19 protein-coding genes are annotated in these 23,756 nt (G+C 37.6%); 15 read left to right on the plus strand and 4 right to left on the minus strand.

The features are described from left to right. Positions 1-87: 87 nt before the first annotated feature. The 6 genes from KIH23_RS10560 to KIH23_RS10585 all read left to right on the plus strand — a co-directional run bounded on the left by KIH23_RS10560 (position 88) and on the right by KIH23_RS10585 (position 9,433). Positions 88-780 (plus strand): RluA family pseudouridine synthase, encoded by a 693-nt coding sequence (locus tag KIH23_RS10560; protein WP_213213456.1) that lies wholly within the window; start codon positions 88-90, stop codon positions 778-780. A gap of 71 nt (positions 781-851) precedes the next feature. Next, entirely contained in the window at positions 852-2,219 is a 1,368-nt protein-coding gene (locus KIH23_RS10565; protein WP_213213457.1) for a DUF5723 family protein, read from the plus strand. A gap of 10 nt (positions 2,220-2,229) precedes the next feature. After that, a complete protein-coding gene (locus KIH23_RS10570) occupies positions 2,230-3,552 on the plus strand; it encodes an aldehyde dehydrogenase (protein ID WP_213213458.1) in 1,323 nt (440 codons plus the stop codon). A 44-nt stretch (positions 3,553-3,596) separates the two neighbouring features. Beyond that, positions 3,597-4,388, plus strand: a complete 792-nt coding sequence (locus KIH23_RS10575; RefSeq protein ID WP_213213459.1) for a hypothetical protein — start codon at positions 3,597-3,599, stop codon at positions 4,386-4,388. A 108-nt stretch (positions 4,389-4,496) separates the two neighbouring features. After that, entirely contained in the window at positions 4,497-8,546 is a 4,050-nt protein-coding gene (locus KIH23_RS10580) for a PAS domain S-box protein (RefSeq protein ID WP_213213460.1), read from the plus strand. Positions 8,547-8,563: 17 nt separating this feature from the next. After that, positions 8,564-9,433, plus strand: a complete 870-nt coding sequence (locus KIH23_RS10585; protein WP_213213461.1) for a neutral zinc metallopeptidase — start codon at positions 8,564-8,566, stop codon at positions 9,431-9,433. A gap of 13 nt (positions 9,434-9,446) precedes the next feature. On the opposite strand, the gene KIH23_RS10590 is transcribed toward KIH23_RS10585, so the two are convergent. Together KIH23_RS10590 and KIH23_RS10595 are read right to left on the minus strand one after the other, a co-directional pair. After that, positions 9,447-10,484 (minus strand): RluA family pseudouridine synthase, encoded by a 1,038-nt coding sequence (locus KIH23_RS10590; RefSeq protein ID WP_213213462.1) that lies wholly within the window; start codon positions 10,482-10,484, stop codon positions 9,447-9,449. Beyond that, on the minus strand, positions 10,477-11,097 hold the full coding sequence (locus KIH23_RS10595) for a PASTA domain-containing protein (protein WP_213213488.1): 621 nt from the start codon (positions 11,095-11,097) through the stop codon (positions 10,477-10,479). Before KIH23_RS10595 ends, KIH23_RS10590 begins: the two co-directional genes overlap by 8 nt. Before the next feature lie 261 nt (positions 11,098-11,358). Between KIH23_RS10595 and KIH23_RS10600 the strand changes: the two genes are divergently transcribed. The 3 genes from KIH23_RS10600 to coaD are packed head-to-tail and all read left to right on the plus strand — an operon-like array spanning position 11,359 to position 13,396. Continuing rightward, positions 11,359-12,333 (plus strand): D-alanine--D-alanine ligase, encoded by a 975-nt coding sequence (locus KIH23_RS10600; protein ID WP_213213463.1) that lies wholly within the window; start codon positions 11,359-11,361, stop codon positions 12,331-12,333. Positions 12,334-12,338: 5 nt separating this feature from the next. Further along, positions 12,339-12,947, plus strand: coding sequence for a hypothetical protein (locus tag KIH23_RS10605; RefSeq protein ID WP_213213464.1), 609 nt, complete (start codon positions 12,339-12,341; stop codon positions 12,945-12,947). Further along, entirely contained in the window at positions 12,944-13,396 is a 453-nt protein-coding gene (gene coaD, locus KIH23_RS10610) for a pantetheine-phosphate adenylyltransferase (protein WP_213213465.1), read from the plus strand. The genes KIH23_RS10605 and coaD overlap by 4 nt, the downstream gene beginning before the upstream one ends. A 165-nt stretch (positions 13,397-13,561) precedes the next feature. Here the strand turns inward: coaD and KIH23_RS10615 are convergent, their stop codons facing one another. Continuing rightward, positions 13,562-14,164 (minus strand): NUDIX hydrolase, encoded by a 603-nt coding sequence (locus tag KIH23_RS10615; RefSeq protein WP_213213466.1) that lies wholly within the window; start codon positions 14,162-14,164, stop codon positions 13,562-13,564. 8 nt (positions 14,165-14,172) lie between these two features. Here KIH23_RS10615 and pyrE point away from each other — a divergent pair, with 8 nt between their 5' ends. The 6 genes from pyrE (at position 14,173) to KIH23_RS10645 (ending at position 22,462) form a co-directional block, all read left to right on the plus strand. Continuing rightward, complete coding sequence (gene pyrE, locus KIH23_RS10620) at positions 14,173-14,820, plus strand: orotate phosphoribosyltransferase (protein ID WP_213213467.1); 648 nt, start codon at positions 14,173-14,175, stop codon at positions 14,818-14,820. 26 nt (positions 14,821-14,846) lie between these two features. Continuing rightward, positions 14,847-15,239 (plus strand): SRPBCC family protein, encoded by a 393-nt coding sequence (locus KIH23_RS10625; protein ID WP_213213468.1) that lies wholly within the window; start codon positions 14,847-14,849, stop codon positions 15,237-15,239. Positions 15,240-15,479: 240 nt separating this feature from the next. Continuing rightward, positions 15,480-17,894: an ATP-binding cassette domain-containing protein gene (locus tag KIH23_RS10630; protein ID WP_213213469.1), complete on the plus strand. Its 2,415-nt coding sequence runs from the start codon at positions 15,480-15,482 to the stop codon at positions 17,892-17,894. Further along, positions 17,848-19,077, plus strand: a complete 1,230-nt coding sequence (locus tag KIH23_RS10635) for an HlyD family secretion protein (protein WP_213213470.1) — start codon at positions 17,848-17,850, stop codon at positions 19,075-19,077. The genes KIH23_RS10630 and KIH23_RS10635 overlap by 47 nt, the downstream gene beginning before the upstream one ends. 4 nt (positions 19,078-19,081) lie before the next feature. Beyond that, complete coding sequence (locus tag KIH23_RS10640; protein ID WP_213213471.1) at positions 19,082-20,410, plus strand: TolC family protein; 1,329 nt, start codon at positions 19,082-19,084, stop codon at positions 20,408-20,410. Positions 20,411-20,677: 267 nt separating this feature from the next. After that, positions 20,678-22,462: an O-antigen ligase family protein gene (locus KIH23_RS10645; RefSeq protein ID WP_213213472.1), complete on the plus strand. Its 1,785-nt coding sequence runs from the start codon at positions 20,678-20,680 to the stop codon at positions 22,460-22,462. Here the strand turns inward: KIH23_RS10645 and KIH23_RS10650 are convergent. Beyond that, entirely contained in the window at positions 22,395-23,756 is a 1,362-nt protein-coding gene (locus KIH23_RS10650; RefSeq protein ID WP_213213473.1) for an O-antigen ligase family protein, read from the minus strand. The two genes, KIH23_RS10645 and KIH23_RS10650, sit on opposite strands and share 68 nt — an antisense overlap.

The following is a 23,756-nucleotide window of genomic DNA, read 5'->3' on the forward strand; positions in this document are numbered from 1 at the left end:
TGTATAATTTTCAACTCACACTTAAATAACTTAATAAAATCAAATCATCTTATAATCTCAAAATCCTACAGTCCTAAAATCTCAAAATTGAAAATACTTTCTACAAAAGACAACCTCCAAATTCTCCACGAAGACAACCACATCATTGTCATCAATAAACGCGTAGGCGATATTGTACAAGGTGATCAAACCGGCGATAAGCCACTGTCTGAAATTGTCAAAGAATACATCAAAGACAAATACAACAAACCCGGCGAAGTTTTTTTGGGTGTGGTGCACAGATTAGATAGGCCAACCAGCGGCATCGTTGTCTTTGCCCGAACCAGCAAGGCACTCACCAGGCTCAATGAAATGTTTAGTCAGCGGGAAACCCAAAAAACCTATTGGGCCGTGGTCAAAAATGCGCCGCCCAAAACCCAAGATTCGCTTGTTCACTTTTTAACCAGAAACCCTAAGAACAACACATCAAAAGCACACATAAAAGAAGTTCCCGGCAGTAAAAAAGCGCATCTTGATTACAAAATCATTCGGCAACTTGATTCATATTTTGTACTCGAAATTCAACTGCACACCGGCCGTCACCACCAAATCAGAGCACAACTCGCAGCGATTGGTTGCCCCATTAAAGGTGATTTGAAATACGGCTTTGACCGCAGCAATCCAGATGGCGGAATTCATTTGCACGCGCGTCAACTCATTCTGACTCACCCGGTTTCTAAAGTTGAGTTTACCCTCAAAGCCACTCCGCCAAATAATCCGGTGTGGGATGCAGTTAGTTAGCATAAAATTGTATATTTACCCGAGTGCGAACCCAAACAGCACTAATATCTACTAACCAAACAAATAAAACTATGAAAAAATGGCTTTTTCCTATCTTGTTGGCACTGCCTGTACTTGGTTTATCACAAGAACACTTCATTGGCATAAGCACTTCAAACAGAACCGGTATACTCAATACCAACCTCAACCCAGCCGAGCTGGTCAATTTGTCTAAAAAATACGAAGTCAACATCAACGGACTCAGTGTGAATGTATCCAACAATATCATCAGCATGAGTGATTTGAATTCTGATACTGATTTTGAAGACATGATTTTCAAAAGCGGAAAATCAGTCAACATGAATATTGATGCCGAAATTCTCTTTCCGGGTTTTGCCATGAAATGGAACAAATGGGGCTTTGGTTTATCTACCAAAGGCAATGTAAAATTTGTATTGGTTGATGTGGATCCGAATTTAGGACAGGCCTTATTTAATACGAGCGATATTACCCAAACCGGTACAGCGCTGATCAACAACAAAAACAACCAACGCTTCAATGGAATTTCTTGGGGCGAAGTTGGTTTGTCGGCCGCACGCAATTTGTTTGAAAATGATCAACATCGCATTAGCGCCGGTTTGACTTTTAAAATATTGTTTCCGGGTTCATATTCAAATGCTGGTGTTGATGCCTTTAACGGGACTATTGTATCGCAATACGATGCTGCTAATCCAAGCAACAGCAATGCCTATTTGACCGATACACAAGCAGCTCTAAATTTTGCTTATTCAGGAGATTTGTCCAATAGTTTTACCAACCAAAGTGATTATACCAAATCTATTTTCGGCAAAATCGGTGGCGTCGGAACTGACATCGGGTTCAATTATCAATGGAAAGACCCGAACAATGCCAAGAAATATAAAATCAATGCTGGTTTAGCATTCAAAAATATGGGCAGTATGTCGTTTAGCGATACTAAGAACGCTTCTAACTCATACAAACTCAATATTCCTCAGGGACAATTCCTAGACTTGAATGATTTTAGCAATCTTGAGAGTTTGCGCGATGTTGAGCAGGTATTGATTAACAGTGGTTATTTGATTACCGAAAATAAGAACAATGATTTTAATGTAAAACTCCCGGCAACTTTTTCAATCTACAGTGATTTCAAGGTATACGGAAAATTCTTTGTTACCGGACATTTACAACAAAAAATGAGCAACAATGAAGGCAACAATCAAGTAACGGCGCAAAACAACTTCAGCATCATTCCAAGAATCTGTTGGAATTATTTTGAAACTTTTATCCCGTATTCACAAAATGAAGTTTCGGGCAGCAACTTCGGGTTTGGCTTTAGAGTTGGCGGATTTTATTTGGCTTCATCATCGCTCATTACAGCTTTGAGCAACGATGCTAAGCAGTTTGATTTGAACTTTGGTTTCCGTTGGGGATTCTTGTAAAACATACAGAATGACTTGGGAGATAGCCCAGAGAAAACGAGTGTTAAAAAAGCTTTCAGATGAAATTTCTACATCTGAAAAAGCGATTATTGAAGCACTTCAAAAAGATTTTAAAAAACCAGGCTTTGAAACAGTACTCACTGAAATTTCAGTTGTTCAATCTGAAATCAGAACTGTTATTAGTCAACTTGATAGCTGGGCTAAACCCCGAAAAGTATGGCCTTCACTATTGAATTTCCCTTCGACCGACCAAATCATTTACGAGCCATACGGAAAAGTTTTAATTATTTCACCTTGGAATTATCCGTTTCAATTGGCGATGGTTCCGCTTGTATCAGCCATTGCTGCCGGAAATCAAGTAGTTTTAAAACCTTCAGAACTCAGCCCAAATACATCCGGCCTGTTGCATAAAATCATTTCTGGCATTTTTACTTCTGAGCAAGCTCAAGTTGTTTTGGGCGATGCAAATGTTGGTCAAGAATTGCTGAATCAAAAATGGGATTATATCTTTTTTACCGGAAGCACGCGTGTAGGGCATTTGGTGGCACAAGCTGCCGCTAAAAATATTACACCGACAACTTTAGAACTCGGCGGAAAAAATCCTTGTATCGTGGATGCTTCAGCATCACTTGTGGTGTCTGCCAAACGAATTGTCTGGGGGAAATTCATCAACGCTGGACAAACGTGTTTGGCTCCAGATTATCTGTTGGTACACGAATCAGTTTTTGATACTTTCTTGGTGTTGCTTCAAAAAGAAATCACCAAAGCTTATGGCAAAAACCCGCAAGAATCCAGAGATTTTTGTCGGATCATCAACAGAAAACATTGGGACAGGCTGATTAGTTTATTACAAAATGCCGAAATTGTTTATGGCGGACAATCAGATAGTGACGATTTGTTCCTAGCTCCTACTTTATTAGCACAACCAAATCAAAATAGCCCGCTCATGCAGGAAGAAATTTTTGGTCCGATTTTGCCAATCATAAAATATGAGAGCGCTGAAAAACTTGATTTTTATCTAACAAAACACACAAAACCCTTGGCGCTGTATGTTTTTACAACAGATAAAAGTTTTAGTCAATCTATCCTCAACAAATATTCATTTGGCGGTGGTTGTATCAACGATACACTGATTCATTTTGCCAATACAAAACTTCCGTTCGGCGGCATTGGACCATCGGGCATGGGCGCCTATCATGGGCGTTGGGGTTTTGAAACTTTTTCGCATAAAAAACCCATCGTCAAAAAAGCCACTTGGTTAGACATTCCGATTCGGTATGCGCCTTATCCGGAGAACTTTAACTGGATAAAAAAATTACTCAAGCATTTGTAAACCCAACAAATTAATTGTAAAATTGATTTTAAATAATTTGAATTATGTACATAGCCAAAAGAACCATTGAAGAATTAAAAGCCCAAGGTTATGAGCTTGATTTCAGCTCGGTATTTAACAAATCGCTCGAAAATTTTAAAAAAACGGCCTTGACATCAGGAATCGGACTCTTACTAATTAGTTTGCTTCTGGTAGTTTTTTTTGGGGTTATAATTTTTGCGGTAATTGGCATTAGTCTATTTACTGACAAAGCTAAAAATCCAATAGAAATTCAAAACCTTGACCTAATTGGACTTGCAATTTATTGGATGGCATTGACTACTTTTTCGGCCTTTTTTTATCCACTATCAGCTGGTTTTTTGAAAATGGCCCAAGATGCGTCAAAAGACGATTCATTGAGTTTAAGTACTGTTTTTTCATTTTATTTTCACAAAAAAACAGGTTCAATTATGATGGCTGGCGCTTTAATTTCAGGGGTTTCAAATTTTATATCTACTGCCTTGACTTTTGCCCACTGGAATTTCATCGGAATTATTGTGAGTTTTTTCATTTCGGCCATTACACTTTTGACCATTCCGATTATTATTTTTGACAACAAACCTGCTGTTGAAGCTATTGAGGCCAGCATACAAATTGTTGCAAAACAATTCTTAATCATTTTTGCATTGATGATAATTGCAGGCATATTTAGTATACTGGGTATTTTTGGGCTATGCATTGGTATATTTTTTACACTTCCGTTTTTATACTCATTTCACTACACTCTATATGCTGAAATCATAGGCGACCCAATTGAACTTGAAGAAGTAGTTCAAAATGATGGGATTGACCTGTGAATAAAATAGCTCAAAAAGGTTGATAAAATCCTGAGGAAACTGTTAATTTTTAGTACTTTTCTGAAGTATTTTTATTACGAAAACAACGCACTAACCTAATCTTGAGCTATGCCGTTATTTAATTTTGATTTCGGGTTACCAACTGCATTTCAATTGGTTCAAATAACAGTAAAGTGTCTGCATCGTTGGTGGTTACTTCCCAAAAATATAGTTTGGGAAGATTACCTCGGATTTGACAAAAATTTTCTTTGGGTCATTGTTCCCATTTTGTGCGTTTTAATTTTGCTTTTGCTGTTCAACGTTTTTAAAATCAATCAAAGATTCCACAATAAAAACCTTGACAATTATCAAGAATTAGAGGCTTTTGATCAAGAATATCAGTTGTATTTTTTGTTCTTAGGGATACTTTTACCCATTCTTGAAATTGTTTTTAAAATGTTTTTGATTAGACCAAATCATTTGCTGATCATTAATTGCTGTGTGGGTGTTTTTTCGTTAATAATGTATATTTTGACCAAAAAGAACCCCTTTTTCAACCGAAATAACTACCTTTTTTTTATCCTATTTTTTGTTTCTTATTTTGCTTATATCGCCAAAAACATCATCACCCTTGATTATGATATTATTACTGTAATTGCCTTTGTTATTGGTTTCTTTTTTTCGTTTCAGGTTTTAAAAAAAATCAAGTTATATTGTTTTTTTGTTGGCTCAATTGGGCTTTATTTATTGAGTTTATATTCATTTTCAAAAGTCCCGACAAGCTTGATTATAGTGTTGGCTGGTTTTTGTGTGGTGATATTATTTATACACTACATTCAGTATATAAGCCAGCTTAACACGCAAGACAAGCTGAGATTTACCAGTGAAATTGTTCACAAAGGAAACACCCTGACCATTGCAACCAACAAAATAGGTGAAGTTTCATTTTGCAGCGATTCTGTTGAAGAAATTTTGGGGTATAAATCTCATGAAATGCTTGGTTTTGGCTTTTGGACCTTGACCGAAGATCCCGACTTTGTTGGCGCTGATTACCACAATGATTATATTGACAATAGATTGCATGTGCGCAAACTCAAATGCAGAAACGGTCAATACAAATACATTCAGTGGAAAGACAAAAAATTCAATGACAACCTAGTTATCGGTATTGGACAAGACATTACCGAGCAACTTATGGCCAAAGATCAATACGAAACTCTGGTTCAAACCGCTACAGATATCATCTTTGAAACTGATGCCAGAGGTTACTTTACTTTTGTCAATGAATTCTGTGAAAAAGCCTTAGGCTATCATGCCCGAGAGATTATTGGCAAACATTACAGTCAGTTCATCCAAACGGATTACATCGAGATGGTCGTTGACTTTTTTATGAAAACCAATTTTGAGGTTGAAGGCCATAAAACTGTTGAATTTCCGGCCATAAAAAAAAATAAAACCGAATTCTGGATTTCACAAAAAGTTAATGCCCGTAAAGATTCAACCGGAAAAATCATTGGTTATACTGCCATTGCTCGAGATATTACACTACTTAAAAACATTGAACTAGAAAAAGTAAAACGCCAAGAAAAAATTGAACGATACAACCATTCTTTACAGAAGTTTATGGTTCAAAGCTATTCTTCTCAAAAATCATTTGACGATGTTTTACGTGAATTACTTTTGGCAGCTTCTGAAACAGTTGGATTAGATCGCATTAGTTATTGGGATTACTTTCCTGAAAAAATCAAATGTGTTAATCTGTATGAAAAATCAAAAGACAAGTTTGAAAAAGGTTTCACCCTAAAGCGCAGCGATTATCCTGTTTACTTTGAAACCATCGAAAAAGAGTTACAAATCATTGCCGAAAACGTTTCAAAAAATCCAATTACGCAAGAACTCAATCAAAACTACAACGAAAAATACCAAATCAAATCTTTGCTGGATACGCCCGTTTTTATTGATGGCCAATTGCGCGGAATACTCTGCTTTGAATCAACCAATGAACATATAAACTGGGACAACGAAGACATTGCTTATGCAAGAACTTTGTGTGATTTAATTGTTATTGGGTTAGAATCTCAACGAAGATTAGAAGTTGAGCGAAGATTGGCCTATAAAAGTGAACTACTTTCGGCTATTGTGGTCTGTACAGAGAAATTTTTACAAAGTCGTAACCAACATGAAATCTTTGAAGAAACCTACCCGCTCATCGGAAAAGTAACCGGAGCTGATCATCTATATTATTACGAAAACGACCCAAAAACACAACTCATCAACCAAAAATACAAATGGGGACGCGAAGGCATACCGCTTCAAATAACACCATTGCGCGCATTTACCCACGAACAAATTATTGAAATCACCAGTCAGGTCAAAAATCGTAAACCATTTAATTCGTTCACCCGAAAACTCAACGAAGGCTTTTTCAAGAAACTCCTAATTGATAATGAAATTAAATCGATTTTAATTTTACCGGTTTTTATCAAAGATGCTTTTCGAGGGTTTATTGGATTAGATGATTGTTCAAGAGAGCGCGATTGGTCAGATGATGAAATCAATATCTTACAGATGTTGGCCACCAATATTGCCACCTCAATTGAACGCAACGAAAATGAAATTGAGATTCAGCAAAGCGAAGAAAAATTTAGGCTTTTGGCCAACAACATACCCGGAACGGTTTATTTGTCTCGCTTTGACGAGAAATGGTCGAAAATTTATCTTAACGATGAAATTGAAAAACTAACCGGTTATCCAAAATCTAAGTTTTTAGACAATGAACTCTATTATATAGATATTGTTCATCCTGAAGATGTAGCGATTTTGGCCGAAACCGCGCGTGTAATGTTTAATGAACAGAAAAAAATTCATGTTACTTATCGCATCATCCACAAAGACGGGCATGCAGTTTGGGTTGAAGAATTCGGAGAACCTATTTTAAAAGACGGTGAGATTGAATTTATCGGTGGAATTTTCATTGACATTACAGAGCGTAAATTGGCCGAGAACATTCTCAAAGAAAAAGAAATTGCCGAAGCTGCCAACAAAGCCAAATCTGAGTTTTTGGCCAATATGAGTCATGAAATCAGAACACCACTCAATGGCATCATCGGATTTACAGATTTGCTCATGAATACCAAGCTTGAAGATATTCAAAAGCAATATATGACAACCATTAACCAGTCAGCCAATTTGCTGATGGAGGTAATCAGCAATATTCTTGATTTCTCAAAAATTGAATCGGGCAAACTTGAACTCAACATTGAAAAGTATAACCTAGTTGAATTGGCGCATCAAGTGGTTGAATTGGTGCAACACGAATCAAACAATAAAAACTTAGAACTCAATTTAAGTATTGATTCTGAAGTTCCTGAACTGGTTAATATTGATTACATCAGGCTAAAACAAATTTTAGTCAACCTACTGAGCAACGCCATTAAATTTACAGAACAAGGCAGCATCAACTTCAATATCCAAACCCTAAAAATATCAAATCACAAAGCTTACTTACGACTAGCCGTAAAAGACACCGGAATTGGTATTCACAAAGAAAATCAAGAAAAAATATTTGAAGCGTTTTCACAAGAAGATCTATCAACCACCAAAAAATTTGGAGGAACTGGTTTAGGATTATCGATCTCGAACCAATTGCTTGGCCTGATGGGCAGTCAATTGCAACTCATCAGTAACCAAGGACAGGGCAGCGAGTTCTTTTTTGAACTAGAGCTAGAAATTGCTCAAGACTCCGCTGATGTTAAAATCGCAATACCAACATTGCAAATTCCTGAGCAATCTACTGGTCCAATTGCAGCATCTGTAACAATACTTATTGCCGAAGACAATAAAATCAATATGCTTTTGGCCAAAACACTCATCAGACAAATTTTGCATGAAGTAAACATCATCGAAGCCGAAAATGGTCAAGAAGCTGTAGAAAAATTCTCCAAAAACACCATTGATTTGGTCTTGATGGATGTACAAATGCCCGTGATGAACGGTTATGAGGCCACCCAAAAAATTCGAAAAATTCAAAAAGAGCATACACCTATTATAGCTTTGACTGCCGGAACCGTAGTGGGTGAACGCGAACGATGTCTTGAAGCGGGCATGGATGATTATGCTTCAAAACCCATCATCAAAGACACCTTAGAAGCTTTGATAGCCCATTGGGTAAAAGTTTAATTCTAAAATTCAGTGATATGAAATGGATCGGAAGAAGACAAAGCGAAAACATGGAAGATCGCCGTGGAGTTTCTGGCGGTAAAGTAGCTGTCGGTGGCGGAATCATTGGTATTATCATCTTGCTCATCAATTTACTGGGTGGTGAAAATACCCAACAACTCACACCGGTATTAGAACAGTTAAAAGAAAATCAAGCTGTCAGTAGTCCGGCACAAGAACTGTCACAAGCCGATCGAGAAATGGGCGAATTTTGCGCCACCGTTTTGGCGGATACTGAAGACGTTTGGTCAAAAATTTTTCAAGAAAACGGTTTAGAATATCAAAAGCCAAAAATGGTTTTGTTTACCGATGCAGTTCAAACTGGTTGTGGTTCAGCTACAGCAGCATCGGGACCGTTTTACTGCCCGGCAGATCAAAAACTCTACATGGATTTAGCTTTTTTTGAAGAACTCAAAACTCGGTTTGGTGCGCAAGGCGGAGATTTTGCCATTGCTTATGTCATCGCCCATGAAGTCGGACATCATGTGCAAAACTTACTCGGAACCTCAGACAAAACACATCAACAACAACAACAAAAATCTGAAGCCCAAGCCAATAAACTCTCAGTAGCATTAGAACTTCAAGCAGATTTTTATGCAGGTGTTTTTACGCACTATGACCAAAAATACAATCAAGTTCTTGAAGCCGGAGATATTGAAGAAGCATTGAGTGCAGCGCAAGCAGTAGGCGACGATGCCATACAAAAACGCATGCAAGGTCAAGTGGTGCCCGACAGTTTTACCCACGGAACTTCACAACAACGCATGAAATGGTTTACCCGTGGATTTGAATCGGGTGATATGCAACAAGGAAACACTTTTCAAGAATTATTGAACGTATCGCTTTAAGCAAAAGCTAAAATCATTCTTCTTCGCTTTCATCAGCGCGCGCAGTGGCATAAGTGCGCCATTTTTCAATCAGCAATTTCATATCATCCGGGAGTTCGGTATCAAATCGCATCATCTCACCGGTTACCGGATGTGTAAAGCCCAAAGTCTTGGCATGCAACGCCTGACGCGGAGTAATTTTGAAGCAATTCTCAACAAACTGTTTGTATTTGGCAAAAGTGGTTCCTTTAAGGATTAAGTTTCCGCCGTAGCGTTCATCGTTAAAAAGCGTATGCCCGATGTGCTTCATGTGCACGCGAATTTGATGTGTTCGTCCGGTTTCTAAAATACAAGAAACCAAAGTCACATAACCAAATCGCTCCAGAACTTTATAATGCGTAACGGCTGGCTTGCCTATATTCGGATCGGCAAAAACGGCCATTTGCATACGGTCTTTTACGTGGCGTGCAATATTGCCTTCAATGGTCCCTTCGTCTTCTTTGACATTGCCCCAAACCATGGCCACATATTCTCGTTCAGAAGTTTTAAACTCAAACTGACGCGCCAAATGTGCCATCGCAGCATCGGTTTTGGCAATCACGAGCAAGCCCGAAGTATTTTTGTCAATTCGGTGCACCAAACCCGGGCGTTCACTGCTGTTGAGCGGTAAGTTCTGAAAATGATATGCTAGTGCATTGACCAAGGTTCCGGTGTAGTTTCCGTGGCCCGGATGCACGACGAGTCCCGCAGGTTTGTTGATCACCAAAAGCGAATCATCTTCATACACAATATCCAAAGGAATGTTTTCGGGATCAATGCGGTTTTCAAACGGCGGATGCGGCAACAATACACGCACCACATCAAAAGGCTTGACTTTGTAGTTTGATTTTACCGGAACATCATTTACATAAATATCTCCGTTGTTCGCAGCTTGCTGAATCTTGTTGCGCGTGGTATTGGGCACAAAATGCATCAAAAACTTATCAATGCGCAAGAGCTCTTGACCTTTGGGCACATCAACCCGAAGATGCTCGTATAATTCGTCCTCTAGTTCAAGGCTTTGATCATTCATTGGTGACAGGTTCTGTAGTAGGTTCTGTAGCAGGAATGCTGTCTAACTGAGTGTCGTCAAAGCCCACATTTCCGTCTCCCAAAACCAAATCAATCTTAGACGATTTTAAAACCTGATCGCCCGGTTTGAGTTTTTTACCGTTGAGTTGCATTTCTAAAACCATATCTTTTCCGAGGTAGGGTTTATAAATAATACTGCCTTCTTGCAAGCCCAAAGCTTTGAGCGTTGGCACGGCTTGACGATAGGTTTTTTCAATCAAGTTGGGCATCTTGACCATTACAAAAGTTCCTGAATTGATCTTGATGTATATTTTTCGACCTTCTTTAACTTTAGAGCCGGCCGTCGGGTCTTGTTCTACCACTGAAAACTTCGGAAACCCCGGATTGTAATCAACCGTATCGAGCAAAACGTATTCTAAGTTGAGCTCATCGAGTTTGTCTTCTACTTCTTGTTCGCTGAGTTTGCGCAAATCGGGCACCGTAATTTCATGACCGTGATCGGTGGTAAAAGTCAGCCAATGCATGAACAAATAACCCAACAACAAAATAATTGAAACGCCAATGACGGCTTGAATAGCAAAGGTTCGCGTTTTGAGATATTCCTTAAAAGTCATCATCTATTGATTTGCGGCAAAGATATAAAATTACCTTAGGCAACGAGCGCAAAAATCGAATGTTTTACCACCAAAAATCAACGCCGAATATTTACCTGTGCATCATGTTCAAACCAAAAAAAACAATACTTTTGTTTAGGTTTTTCTGAAGCTATTTCCGGCTTTCGCCTTTATCTCTGCGCTGCGCTGCGAGGATATCGGCTCTATCCGGGCTAGGGCTTTAGAACCACAAACAAACCATCATCAAAATCTGAAACAAGCATGAAGCACATAGCCATCATCATGGGCGGCTACTCCAGCGAATTTGAAATTTCGCTCAAAAGTGGCAACGTAGTTTATCAATACCTCGACAAAAGCCGGTATGTGGGTTACCGCATTCACATTTTTAAAGAAAAATGGGTATATGTCAATGATCAAAACCAAGAATTCGCCATTGATAAAAATGATTTTTCCGTAACGGTCAACGGCCAGAAAATTACTTTTGATGCGGTGTTCAACGCCATTCACGGAACGCCCGGCGAAGACGGACTCATGCAAGCCTATTTTGATTTGATTGGTTTGCCGCAATCTTCATGCGATTATTATCAAGCAGCGCTTACGTTTAACAAACGCGATTTGCTTTCGGTGCTCAAACCCTACGGCATTAAATGCGCCGAATCATTTTATCTCAACAAAGGCGACGTCATTGATACCGCAGCCATTGTGGCCAAAGTGGGTTTGCCTTGTTTTGTAAAACCCAACAAATCGGGTTCAAGTTTTGGTATTTCAAAAGTAAAAACCGAGGCCGAATTGCCCATTGCCATTGAAGTAGCCTATAAAGAAGACAGCGAAATCATCATTGAAAGTTTCTTAAACGGAACCGAGGTTTCGGTGGGCGTGATCAATTACCACGGAAAAATCACCGTTTTGCCCATGACCGAAATTGTTTCAGAAAATGACTTCTTTGACTACGAAGCCAAGTATTTGGGAAAATCACAAGAAATCACACCCGCGAGAATTTCACCCGAGCTCACCGAAAAAGTTAATGCGGTGGCCAAACGTGCCTATGAAATTCTCAAAATGAAAGGCTTTTCCAGAAGCGAATTCATCATTGTAAACGATGAACCTTATATGCTTGAGATGAATACCATTCCGGGCTTGACCACCGAAAGTTTGATTCCGCAGCAAGCGCGCGCCGCCGGAATTTCTTTGGAAGATTTGTTTACGAATGCCATTGAGTTGGCACTTACAAAGTAACTGAGATGCTAGTTCAATATAACATTGACCAAAAAAATATTCAACAAGGAAATATTAACGACTTACCCTGCCCCAATTGTAAAAAAACAGATGGGCTTTTTTATGCAGTTAGAGGTGGAATAGTAAGAATATTTTTTATACCTACTGCTCCGATGCGCAAATCAGTTTCTGTGCATTGCAACAATTGTCAAAAGACATTTAAACAAAAACAACTAACTCCCGAGATAAAACAATTTATTATAAACGAACGAAAAAAAAACTCTGTAAAAACACCTTTATGGCATTTCACCGGTGCTTTTATTCTGTTCGGTTTATTGACGGCAGCTATATACACCGGAATTCAGATAAAAAATGAAGAAAAGATATTCATTAGCCAACCCAAAACTGGTGATGTTTATTATGTTCACAACGAAACCTATACAACCTACAAAGTTGACGAAATTGATGGCGATAGTGTGCGTGTTTTTCTTAATCGCATGGAAACTTCTGATTATAACCAGTTAAAAGATATTGATACTGACAATAATTACATTGAACATAAAGTTTTCGCTCATCAAGATTTGAAAAAAATGTTCGAAGACAATGTAATTTATCAAATTAAAAGAAAGGAATGAAAAAAGCCATTTTCCCGGGTTCGTTTGACCCAATTACGCTAGGCCATTATGACATCATTAAACGCGGGGTTTCGTTGTTTGATGAAGTGATTGTAGCTATTGGTGTCAACGCTGACAAAAAATATATGTTTACTCTGGAGCAGCGCAAAAAGTTTATAGAAGAAGCCTTTAAAGACGAGCCCAAAGTTTCGGTAATTACCTACGAAGGTTTGACCATTGATTTGTGCCGAAAAATGAAGGCGGATTTTATTTTGCGCGGTTTGCGAAATCCGGCAGATTTTGAGTTTGAAAAGGCTATTGCACACACCAACCGCAAACTCTCAAAGATTGAAACGGTGTTTTTGCTCACGGCTTCAAAAACTTCGTACATCAGTTCAAGCATTGTGCGTGATGTGATTCGCAACGGCGGTGATTATACCGTGTTGGTGCCGGATTCGGTTGTGTTGTGATTTTTCTGCTAAACGTTTGCGTGAGGGATGGCAACGGTTAGCCCGCAGGCGCGAAGCATGAGCGCCGAGGACTATGAGTGAACAGCCCGACCCGCAGGGGCACGCCCAAAATAAAAAAGGTTGCACGGTATTGATTCGGGCAACCTTTGTTTTTATAGGTTCAATTTACGATTGAACTGTCTGGTTCTCAAACAATAATTTGATGTTTTCGTAGGAGTTTTTAAGCGCTTCTTTGATTTGCTCCGGATTGAGCCAAGCTACTTGCTCGATGCCTTCTTCGGCCTGCCCTACCGGGATTCCTTGGTAGTCAGTGTGCATTTCAAACCAATGGGTAATTTTGAGTTTGTAGACTCCGTTGCGTTTAAAAATGTGATAGGTTTTGGCGAGTTTTCGTTTAATTACTAGGCCGTTGACGCCGGTTTCTTCTTCAACCTCTCGCATGGCGGCGTGTTTCATTTTTTCGCGTTTTTCTTTTCCGCCTTTGGGTAAATCCCATTTTCCGTTGCGCAAAATAAAGAGCACTTCGCCCTTGGCATTATACACCAATCCGCCACCGGCGCGCTGAACGGGAATTTTTTCTTTGAGTTTTTTGAACATTACCTTTTCATCAGGATGGTACAAATAACACTTTTTGATTTTGTTGTTAAACATCTTGATGACCAACTTTTTAATATCAGTACTCTCTAATAAAAAGAGCTGAAAATCGGTCTCTTTAACAATCTGATTTGTGAGGAAAAAAGGTTTATCGTTGACAAAAACTTTATACATTTGTACCTATGATTTTTAATAAAGAAACCGCCGAAAAAACAGCCGAATTGCTTTTGCAAATAAATGCAATTAAATTGAATCCGAAAAATCCTTTTACATGGGCTTCTGGCTGGAAGTCGCCGATTTATTGTGACAACAGACTCACCTTGTCGTTTCCGGCGATTAGAAATTATATCCGCGAAGAATTCTCTAAAAACATCGAAAAACAATTTGGCAAACCCGACGTGATTGCGGGCGTAGCTACCGGAGCCATTGGCATTGGAATGCTCGTGGCTGAATATATGGGGCTTCCGTTTGTGTATGTTCGGCCAGAACCCAAAAAACACGGACGTCAAAATCAAGTAGAAGGCTTTTTGCAAAAAGGACAAAATGTAGTTATTGTTGAAGACCTCATCAGCACCGGAAACAGCAGTCTCATGGCGGTTCAAGCTATTAAAGAAGCCGGCGCCAATGTCAAAGGAATGGTGGCTATTTTTACGTATGGTTTTGAGCAAGCGCGTGAAAACTTCGAACAAGCGCATGTTGAGTTGTATACTTTGAGTAATTACCAACATTTGCTCAATTTGGCCGTAGCTAAAAATTACATCACCGAAGCAGAACAAACCACTTTACAAGAATGGAGTTCCGCACCCGAAACCTGGGGTGTTGAAGTATAATTTATAAAATTCAAGAACCAAATAATATGAACCTAGAAAGCCCAAAAGTAACTGTAGAAAAATCAGCACAAGAACTTTTTGATCAATTGACCGATGTCAAAAACTTTGAAAAACTGATGCCTGATAACATCGCTAAATTTGAATTGCTCGGCGAGGACACTTTTGTTTTTGGCTTGAAAGGAATGCCTGAAATTAAATTGCGTCTTAAAGAACAAGTAGCGCCCAACAAAGTTGTTTTGGGTGCTGCCAGTGATAAACTTCCGTTTTCGTTGACTGCTCAGATTGATGAGTTGGCTCCGGCACAAGCAGCGGTACAGTTATTTTTTGAAGGCGAATTCAATGCGATGATGGCTATGATGATCAAAGGGCCGATTAGCAAATTTTTAGAAACCCTAGCGCAAAACATGCCTAAGTTGTAAATGAATCAATTTTTAGTTTGGGTTACCCCAAAATTATTTAGGGCAAACTTGAGCAAACCACCACTTTTTACAATTGATTACCGACACATTTCAACGTTTCATCGTTTTTTTTGGTTCTATAACAGAATTTTTTTGCATCTCTAGGTGTTTATAATTAATCTTGCCTAAGAATTATTTGATTAACAATCTGATAATGATTTATTAATCAATAACAAACTGGACAAGATAAACCCCGAATCTATGCCAAAAACAGACCAACAACTCAAAAACAACGACTGTGGTATCAGTGCCGTCAAGACAGTATTCAATATCTTTGAGAAGAACATCTCACGGAAGTATATTGAAGAAAACATTCCTTTGGACCAAAAAGGAACTCGTTTAACTGACCTCAAAACTTTCTTGAACGACCACGGCTTTGATGCCAAAACGCGCTTGCTTGATGTGAACTACATTGATGGCAATGAAGCGTATTTGAATTATTTGTTTCCGTTTATCATGCCGGTGCGCCACAAAAACGGAACGCGCTTTATTGTAGTAAGCGAAATCAAAGGCCGCAAGTTTAAAGTGTATGACCCGAACAAAGGCAGCCAATATTATTTGTCTTTGGCCGAGCTCAAAAACAAAGCCATCAGCAACAAATCTGATTGGGAAGAAGCCGATGTTGAAGACCGCATCGTATCGATTTGTTCTGAAGATTTAAAAGATTATAAGATTAATTATACTGAAGCCATCCGTGAAAATGGTCACGCAACGGTATTCAACAAACTCACCTATTTTAAATACCTTAAAGAAAATTTTGGTTTTAAAGATACCGCAGCCGAAAAAAGCTTTTTGGTAGACTTGCTCAAAAACCAAGAAATTTCGAGTATCCCGAATAGTTTTAAAACTTTGGAGCTTGAAAAAGGCAAAATCAAAAACAAAGCACCGCAGATTTTGACGGTCAAGTCAAACGAAGAAAAAGAAAAAGCGATTTCGTATCCTGAAGAAGTGCGCGGAAGCTTATACTGGCAGCTTTTCAAACAACTCGGTGACTACAAACAATTGTGGTACATCTACATTTTTGCGGCTTTGTTCTCAGCAACTACCGCTCAAATTGCCGTGTTTACCAATCAGATTCTCATTGACAATGTCTTGCCAACATACAACATGAATACGCTCATTTTGTTTGCGGTTGGTTTGGGTATTTACAAAGTATTTGACTTGTTTACGACTTTATATAAAAACTACGTGAGCATGCATTTGGGCAATGCGCTCGATCGATATTTCTTGTTTTCATTTGATGAGAAAATCAACAATTCATCATTGGCTTATATTCACTCGTACAAAAAAGGCGATTTGATGGAACGCGTGAGCGACTCCATGAAGCTCAAAACCTTCTTCATGAAATTCTTTACCGGAATTTTGGTTGATTTGAGCGTGTCGTTGTATTCGCTTTGCATCTTGTTCTTTATTGACAAAATGCTCACCATGATTGTGGTGGTGGTGATGGTGATGTTTGTATTTTGGTTTAAATTCATTACGCCTTATCTCAAGCAAAATGAGCGTTTGCGCTACATTCGCAAGGCTGAATTCATTTCAAAAATGATGGAAAAGGTTGAGGGTATTCAAGTGATTAAAAGCTTTAGAATTGAGCGTTTTCACTCCAATAAAATCTACTCGAGCATCAATGATTATTTGCGTATTCAGCTTAGAAACGGCTATGTAGATTTGATCAACAAAACCATCGTAGCGCTGATCATCATTTTTTCATCGGTATTGATTACGGTATTCTTAACCAAATCAGCCATTGAAACACAAATCATCACGCTTGGACAAATTGTTACTTTTATAGCTTTGTCATCTAAGATTTTCTCATCGCTCAAAGGCATTTTGGACGACAACATGACCTTGCAAGAAAACGAAGTTATTTTAAGACGTTATCTTGATTTTGATGAAATTACCCAACAAGAAGAAGGCAAAGGCATCAAAGATTTTGCGATTGACAAAATTGAATTTCAAAGTATTCACTACAGCTACATTCCGAACGAGCACGTTTTGAAAGACATCAATTTAAAGATGAAAAAAGGTGAGAAAATCAAGATTGAAGGTCAAAATGGTTCTGGAAAATCAACCTTCAGTAAAATCTTGACCACTTTGTATCGTCCTGATTCTGGTGCGATCTTGATCAACGGCCGAGACATTAAATTTTACAATGCCGAAAAAGTTCGCGAGAAGATTTTGCTGGTAACCAACGAAGACATTTTGTTCAACGACACCATTTACAACAACATTGCTTTAGGCAAAAACATTGAGATTACGGATATTCTGGACCGCGCCAAAGAAATCAATTTCTATGATTTTATTGCCTCAAAAGAAGATGGACTTGAGTTCATCATCAACGAAAACGGTAAGAACTTATCAACCGGTCAGCGCAAAAAAATTCTGTTGCTCAGAGCTTTGTTTGCCGATACTGAAATTGTAATTCTTGATGAAGTGCTCTCGGGCATGGATATCGAATCAAGAAACAAAGTAGAAACGCTTGTAGATAATGACCAAGACAAAACCTATATTGTCATTTCACACGAGCCGATTAAAAACATCAACTTCACGAAAAAATACAAAATAACCAATGGAGAACTCTACATTTTACAACACGAAGTCGATCAATTTTATTAAGATTCTCAATAAGATTCTTGTCGGGTTTTTGATTATTGTTGTAGTGTTAATTTTTGCCTTGCGGTTAAATGATACGGTAAGTTTTAAAGATGGACAGATTTATTCTGACACACCGCAAATCAAAATCAACACACCCAACGACGTCAAAGTCTTAAGAGTTTCGGTAAAAGAAGGTCAACAAGTACGTAAAGGCGATACCCTTTTTGTACTTGAAAATAAAAAAACACAGTCTGATTACAATGTGCTAAACACTGATTTGGCCTCAAAAGAAAACAAGGTCAAAATCATCAAAAAGCTTATTGCTAATACAACTGAACGCAAAAATGCACTCAAGCGATTGCTATCAATTCAAGCCGGAATTTACAAAACCGATCGCAGCAAAGCCGCAGCCGAGATTGAAGCGCTCAACAACAAACTGAGCTTGTCATCACAGCAAACCAATATCTTAACCGATAAATACAAAACCGACTCATTGTTGTATGCCAAAGGTGCCATTTCACGCTATGAAATGACTGATACCAAAAACCGCAACCTCGATGTAAAAAAGGCTCAAGTTGACAATCGTTCGGTTTATAGCGTGAAAAATTTTGACTATCAGAATTTACACAACAATTATAAGCGTTCACGCAATGATTTGGAACGAAGTATTATTGATGTTGACAATGAATTACAAGGTTATCAACGTGATTTAGTTGAGCTTGAAACTGAAATTCAAGACGGTAAATACACCATGAATTATATGAGTGATGAGCTCAATAAATTGGTTGTTATTAGTCCGGTTGAAGGAACGATTTCAAACTTATACAATTCACGTCAGAATGTAGAAATTCTAGCAAAAGGCGATTTATTAGGAATCATTGCCCCGAAAAAAGAGAATTTCTATGCCAAAGTAACGCTCAACGAAAAAGACTTGGCTTACATTAAAAACGGTCAAGAAATCAACCTCAAACTCGATGCTTATAACTATTACCGATTTGGCGCCATTAAAGGCAAAATCACTTATGTTTCGCCATCTGATGTAGATAGAACGTTTTATTGTTTGGCGGTAATCAAGAAATACAACCCAAACATTACACTCAAAGCCGGATACAAACTTAAAGGCGAAGTGATTATTGAGCGCATGCAATTGTATCAATACATCATCAAGAAATTATTTAACAAGATAGACAACAACATGAACTAGCCCCATGAAAAAATCTATTTTAATCATATTACTAACGCTGAGCAGTTCTGTTTTTTCGCAAGAAATGCTAACTTTTAAAGATTGTCTTGAACTAGCACTCAAAGAAAATCTCGACATAAAAACGGCACTCAATGAGCAACAAATTGCCAAAATGCAATACCATTCAAGTTACGGCAAATTATTGCCCAATCTGTTTGGTAGTTTTGAAAACAAAAACTCTTGGGGACGCGATGTAGACCCGAACTCAAACTTGTTTATCAATACCGATATCAAATCGTATGTGGGTTATTTAAACGCTACTTATAATTTGTTTGCTGGATTTAATACAATCAATAATATCAAACTCAACAAAAGAGAATACAAAATCAGTCAGACCAATGTACAGAAAGTTGAAAACCAAGTAACCATTGAATTGGCTGAACGATTTATCACAATACTATACTTGCAAGAAATTATCGCAGCCAATCAAAAACAGATTGAATCAAGCCAGAAGCAAATTGAAATGGCTGAACTAAAATTTGCTGCAGGTAGCATTGCCGAAAGTGAAGTTTTTAAAATTAAATCGCAAAAAGCCTCAGAAGAACTCAATTTATTGACCAATCAAAACAGATTGACAGACAATATGGTCAACATCAAACAATTGATGAATATACCACTTGATAAAGAAATCATTTTGGTCAAACCTATCATGCAGTTAGACGAAAATGTCGATGTCAGTAATCCGTATGATTTGATTCATAAAGCTGTTGAAATCAATCCTTCGTATAACATCAGTAAAATGCGCGAGAAAAAAGCCAGAACAGCTTTGGCCATTGCACGAGGTTCACGATATCCGGTGCTTTCACTTCGTGCCCAGTATGGCTCACAATACATCAAAACTGACTATCAAGATGACGAGGAAGATTTGCTCCCGTTAGACGAACAGCTCCGAAACAATGAAGTGAACATTTTTAGAATTAATTTGGTAGTGCCTATTTTTAGTCAATTGGATAATCGAACAAAAATCAAGACATCAAAAACACTTTACAAGCAATCAAAAATTGATACACAAATCAAACGCAATGAGCTTTCTAAAGAGGTTATGCAAGCTATTACCGATACCAAAACTTCGATTAAGAAAAAAGAAGCATCTTCTATTGCCTATGAATTCTCTCAAAAAAGCTATGATGCCGATGCATTAAAATTTGAACTAGGCAAAATCAACATCAATGAACTGAATTTAACCAAATCAAACCTCAATAATTCTGAGGCCCAACTCATTCAGTCAAAATATGAGTTGATGTACAACAACGCACTCATTAAGTTTTATCTGGGTGAAAAGTTTAATCTTTAATAGATTTAAACCTATATTTGGGTTTTCGTCAAAATGATGTCTGCCCAAAATATCAATAGATTTTACTTTTTCTTTTTGGCTTTGATGCCATTGATTTACGACCAACATAGAATTGTTGATCCTACGGTTGCGCCGCGACTTTTGTACCTATGCTTGTTTCTTTGTTTAGCTGTTTTTTTGCTGCACAAATCTCAAATCAAGACCATTGACAATTTATTTAAATCTTCATTTTTCTATGCGATTTTTGCTTTTTTAGGCTCGCTATTATTGAGCACAATAGTAAATGGTTTTAACCCTGAAAATCACGCAACTATAGCAAAATGGATGGCTTCAAGTGTTTTTCTGGTTGTGGTTTCGATAGAATTATATCAAGAAAGATTAAGCTTTAAAACATTAGTAAACGGTATTACGGTATTTTTCGGGTTGGCTGTTTTAGGAGCTTATTTTGATGTCTACCAAATGATGCAAAACTCAAGTTCAATCTTGAAGCATATGAGTGAAATCAAAAGCTTTTTTGGCAATAAGAATCTTCTTTCGTCTGCGTTGTTTTTGTGTGTGCCGTTTGTTTTGATTTCAAGTCAACATAGTCCGAAACAGCAATTAATATCCAGACTGTTGTTATTGTTGAGCATTCCTATTTTGCTCTTAACGCAAACCAGAGCTGTTTGGTTGGCTTTTTTTGTTTTTATATTGGTAATTGGGTTTTACAAGCTAAAGTCAAATCTAGCAACAAAAGCAATTTTATTCGTTGGTATTTTGGCCCTAGGTTTTTCAATTTCTGAATTTATTTTACCCAAGTTCAGAGCCATAAAAGACGATAAATTTTCAAATATTTACCTTTCAAAACTGGGCAATCAAAATACGCTCAACAGTAGAAACATATATTGGGAAAGTGCCTATAAAATGTGGCAAGAACAACCAATTTTTGGTATTGGCCCAGGTAATTTTGGCCAGTTATTTTCAGCCTACAATACAAACAAAATGTCTGTTGAAATGGCCAACGGAACAGAAACATTACAAAGGGTTCACAATGATTTTCTGAGCATATTAGCCGAAAGTGGTTTATTGGGATTTTTGTCTTTTATGAGTATTTGGATTTTGACCATTTATTGGGCCGTACAACTAATCCAACAAGCAACTGAAAAAACCGAAAAATCAACCTATTTGTTCTTACTAGCCGGATTATTAGGTTTTGCAGTGATTGTTTTTTTAGATTTTCCGTTTGAGCGAATTGAACATCAACTGATTTTTGTCACAATTATAGCTTTTATATTTGTCTGGTCATTTAAAAAGAAAAAAAAACAAACCAAAAGTTTAAAGAAATCAGATGTTGTTATAGTGCTGACTTGTTTCATCATATACGCAACAACAGTAGCAGCTATGCGCTTGATGAGTGAAATTCACATGATGAAAGTTTATCAGGCCAAAGCCCAAGGCAATTGGAGTGAAGTTATTTACGAAGCTAAAAAAGCCAGAAATTCATTTTATCAACTTGATCCAACTGGTATTCCGGTAGAATGGTATCAAGGAATTGCTTATTTTGGACAAGGCGAACTCGAGCAAAGTCAAGCATCATTTGAATCTGCTTTTAAGGCGTCACCATATCAGGTACAAGTTCTACACAACTTAGGGGCTGTTTACGAGCAAAAAAAAGAAATTGACAGTGCGATGATTTATTATCAAAAAGCACTGGAAATTTCACCAGCTTTTGAAGAAGCACTTTTGAGTTTATCAGCTTGCTATTACAAAAAAGGAAGATACCAACAAGCATTTAACACTATTGAAAAAGTTGAGCCCAAATCAAAAAACAAGCGTTATCGCCCTTATCTTGCTAAGATTTTGGTAAAAAAACTCAACTCAATTTTAGCCAAAATGAACCAACCCACATTGTCTGGCTTTATGGCTAAAGAAATGAATAGTGTTGAAAAAATAAACAATTTTTATTGGGTTGCCAGAGCACATAAAGTAAATCTTGAAAAACAAATCATACTTCAGAAGAAATCGGCTGACTACTATTGGTACGAACGTTCAGTAAAGTTAGCGCATAAATAAACGAAGGCGCGGCCAATCGCATTCCTGAATGAGCAATAGTCAATAGCCAAAACAAATAAAAACTCCAAAAGTAGAGGTTCTGAGTGTTTTTATAATTTATTAAGATGGGAAGAATAAGCAATACCAAAAACGAACCCAAACCCAACAATCCGTGTTCGGCTAGTAAACGTGTAATTTCGTTATGAGACGAAACAGTTTCACCAAAATAATTCTGGCTATTTTGGATTCCTTTGCCCACTCCAACGCCAAAAACAGGCGCTGATTTAAAAAGTTTTAGCTCATAACTCATCAAGTGTTGGCGATCTATTTTTGAAGCATCACTCTTATCAGACAAACCCACCAGAATGGCATAGCGCTTTATAATAAATCCATCGCTTTGGAAAGTTAAAAATACAGTTGCTATGGCCGCTAAACCAACTGCTATTTTTAACTTTTGCCTAATTTCATCAGAATAAGCGCTGGACCGAAAAATTTGAAAAACTAAAATAGTACAAATAATAAGCCCAGTAATCATTCCACCACGTGAGAAAGTTAACATACATCGGTAAAAAATGTACGTCATCAACAAAAAATAAACAACACTATATATTAGAGACAGTTGTTGAACCAATATGCGCCCGAATATAATAAACACACATAGTCCGAGTACCGTAGCCATTTGATTGGGACCAAAATTTCCTGTAAATAAAAAGTTTGATTCCATATTGTAATAAATCTCTTTGACATCAGGATAATCTAATATTAAAAAAGAAATACAAGATGTTACCGGCAACAAAAACAAAAACAATATGTTTTGTAATTGATCCATATTTATTTGCTTTTCACAAGTATAAACTGAGGCAATTACTGTAACTAATGGTCCAATTAAAACAAATACATAATGAATATCTTGAACAATTACTGAGGAAAAAAAACTAATCAAAAAACCGGGGATTAAAAGAATCAAGCTCAGAAAAAACCACCTTGTTTTTTGATTAAAACCGCTGTAAAACAATCCCAACACAAAAAACAACATTACACCATAGCGCCCATATTCATAGAGCAAATTGCCTCGTGTCATGCGCAGAAAAATTTCGGCACCTGCCAAATAAGACACCATTTCAAGCACTTGATTTTTTTGGTTCTTGGCAAGGATAATATAAATCAATCCAAAACTTAACAAAGCAACACCGTATGCTATAGAGAGCCAATGAAAATAATAAACCAACAAACCCAACAAAGAATGCAGCAGCAAAAGAAAAAGTTTTTTGTTTTCTGCTTTGTTGGAATTTACTGCAAATTGAGATATAATCAT

Source organism: Flavobacterium sp. CYK-55, assembly GCF_018413465.1.
GTDB lineage: Bacteria > Bacteroidota > Bacteroidia > Flavobacteriales > Flavobacteriaceae > Flavobacterium.

Bases quoted from the DNA above. Each gene is read 5' to 3' on its own strand.
- KIH23_RS10565 (WP_213213457.1), top strand. From the start codon at position 852: ATGAAAAAATGGCTTTTTCCTATCTTGTTGGCACTGCCTGTACTTGGT.
- KIH23_RS10570 (WP_213213458.1), top strand. From the start codon at position 2,230: ATGACTTGGGAGATAGCCCAGAGAAAACGAGTGTTAAAAAAGCTTTCA.
- KIH23_RS10575 (WP_213213459.1), top strand. From the start codon at position 3,597: ATGTACATAGCCAAAAGAACCATTGAAGAATTAAAAGCCCAAGGTTAT.
- KIH23_RS10580 (WP_213213460.1), top strand. From the start codon at position 4,497: ATGCCGTTATTTAATTTTGATTTCGGGTTACCAACTGCATTTCAATTG.
- KIH23_RS10585 (WP_213213461.1), top strand. From the start codon at position 8,564: ATGAAATGGATCGGAAGAAGACAAAGCGAAAACATGGAAGATCGCCGT.
- KIH23_RS10590 (WP_213213462.1), bottom strand. From the start codon at position 10,484: ATGAATGATCAAAGCCTTGAACTAGAGGACGAATTATACGAGCATCTT.
- KIH23_RS10595 (WP_213213488.1), bottom strand. From the start codon at position 11,097: ATGACTTTTAAGGAATATCTCAAAACGCGAACCTTTGCTATTCAAGCC.
- KIH23_RS10600 (WP_213213463.1), top strand. From the start codon at position 11,359: ATGAAGCACATAGCCATCATCATGGGCGGCTACTCCAGCGAATTTGAA.
- KIH23_RS10605 (WP_213213464.1), top strand. From the start codon at position 12,339: ATGCTAGTTCAATATAACATTGACCAAAAAAATATTCAACAAGGAAAT.
- coaD (WP_213213465.1), top strand. From the start codon at position 12,944: ATGAAAAAAGCCATTTTCCCGGGTTCGTTTGACCCAATTACGCTAGGC.
- KIH23_RS10615 (WP_213213466.1), bottom strand. From the start codon at position 14,164: ATGTATAAAGTTTTTGTCAACGATAAACCTTTTTTCCTCACAAATCAG.
- pyrE (WP_213213467.1), top strand. From the start codon at position 14,173: ATGATTTTTAATAAAGAAACCGCCGAAAAAACAGCCGAATTGCTTTTG.
- KIH23_RS10625 (WP_213213468.1), top strand. From the start codon at position 14,847: ATGAACCTAGAAAGCCCAAAAGTAACTGTAGAAAAATCAGCACAAGAA.
- KIH23_RS10630 (WP_213213469.1), top strand. From the start codon at position 15,480: ATGCCAAAAACAGACCAACAACTCAAAAACAACGACTGTGGTATCAGT.
- KIH23_RS10635 (WP_213213470.1), top strand. From the start codon at position 17,848: ATGGAGAACTCTACATTTTACAACACGAAGTCGATCAATTTTATTAAG.
- KIH23_RS10640 (WP_213213471.1), top strand. From the start codon at position 19,082: ATGAAAAAATCTATTTTAATCATATTACTAACGCTGAGCAGTTCTGTT.
- KIH23_RS10650 (WP_213213473.1), bottom strand. From the start codon at position 23,756: ATGATTATATCTCAATTTGCAGTAAATTCCAACAAAGCAGAAAACAAA.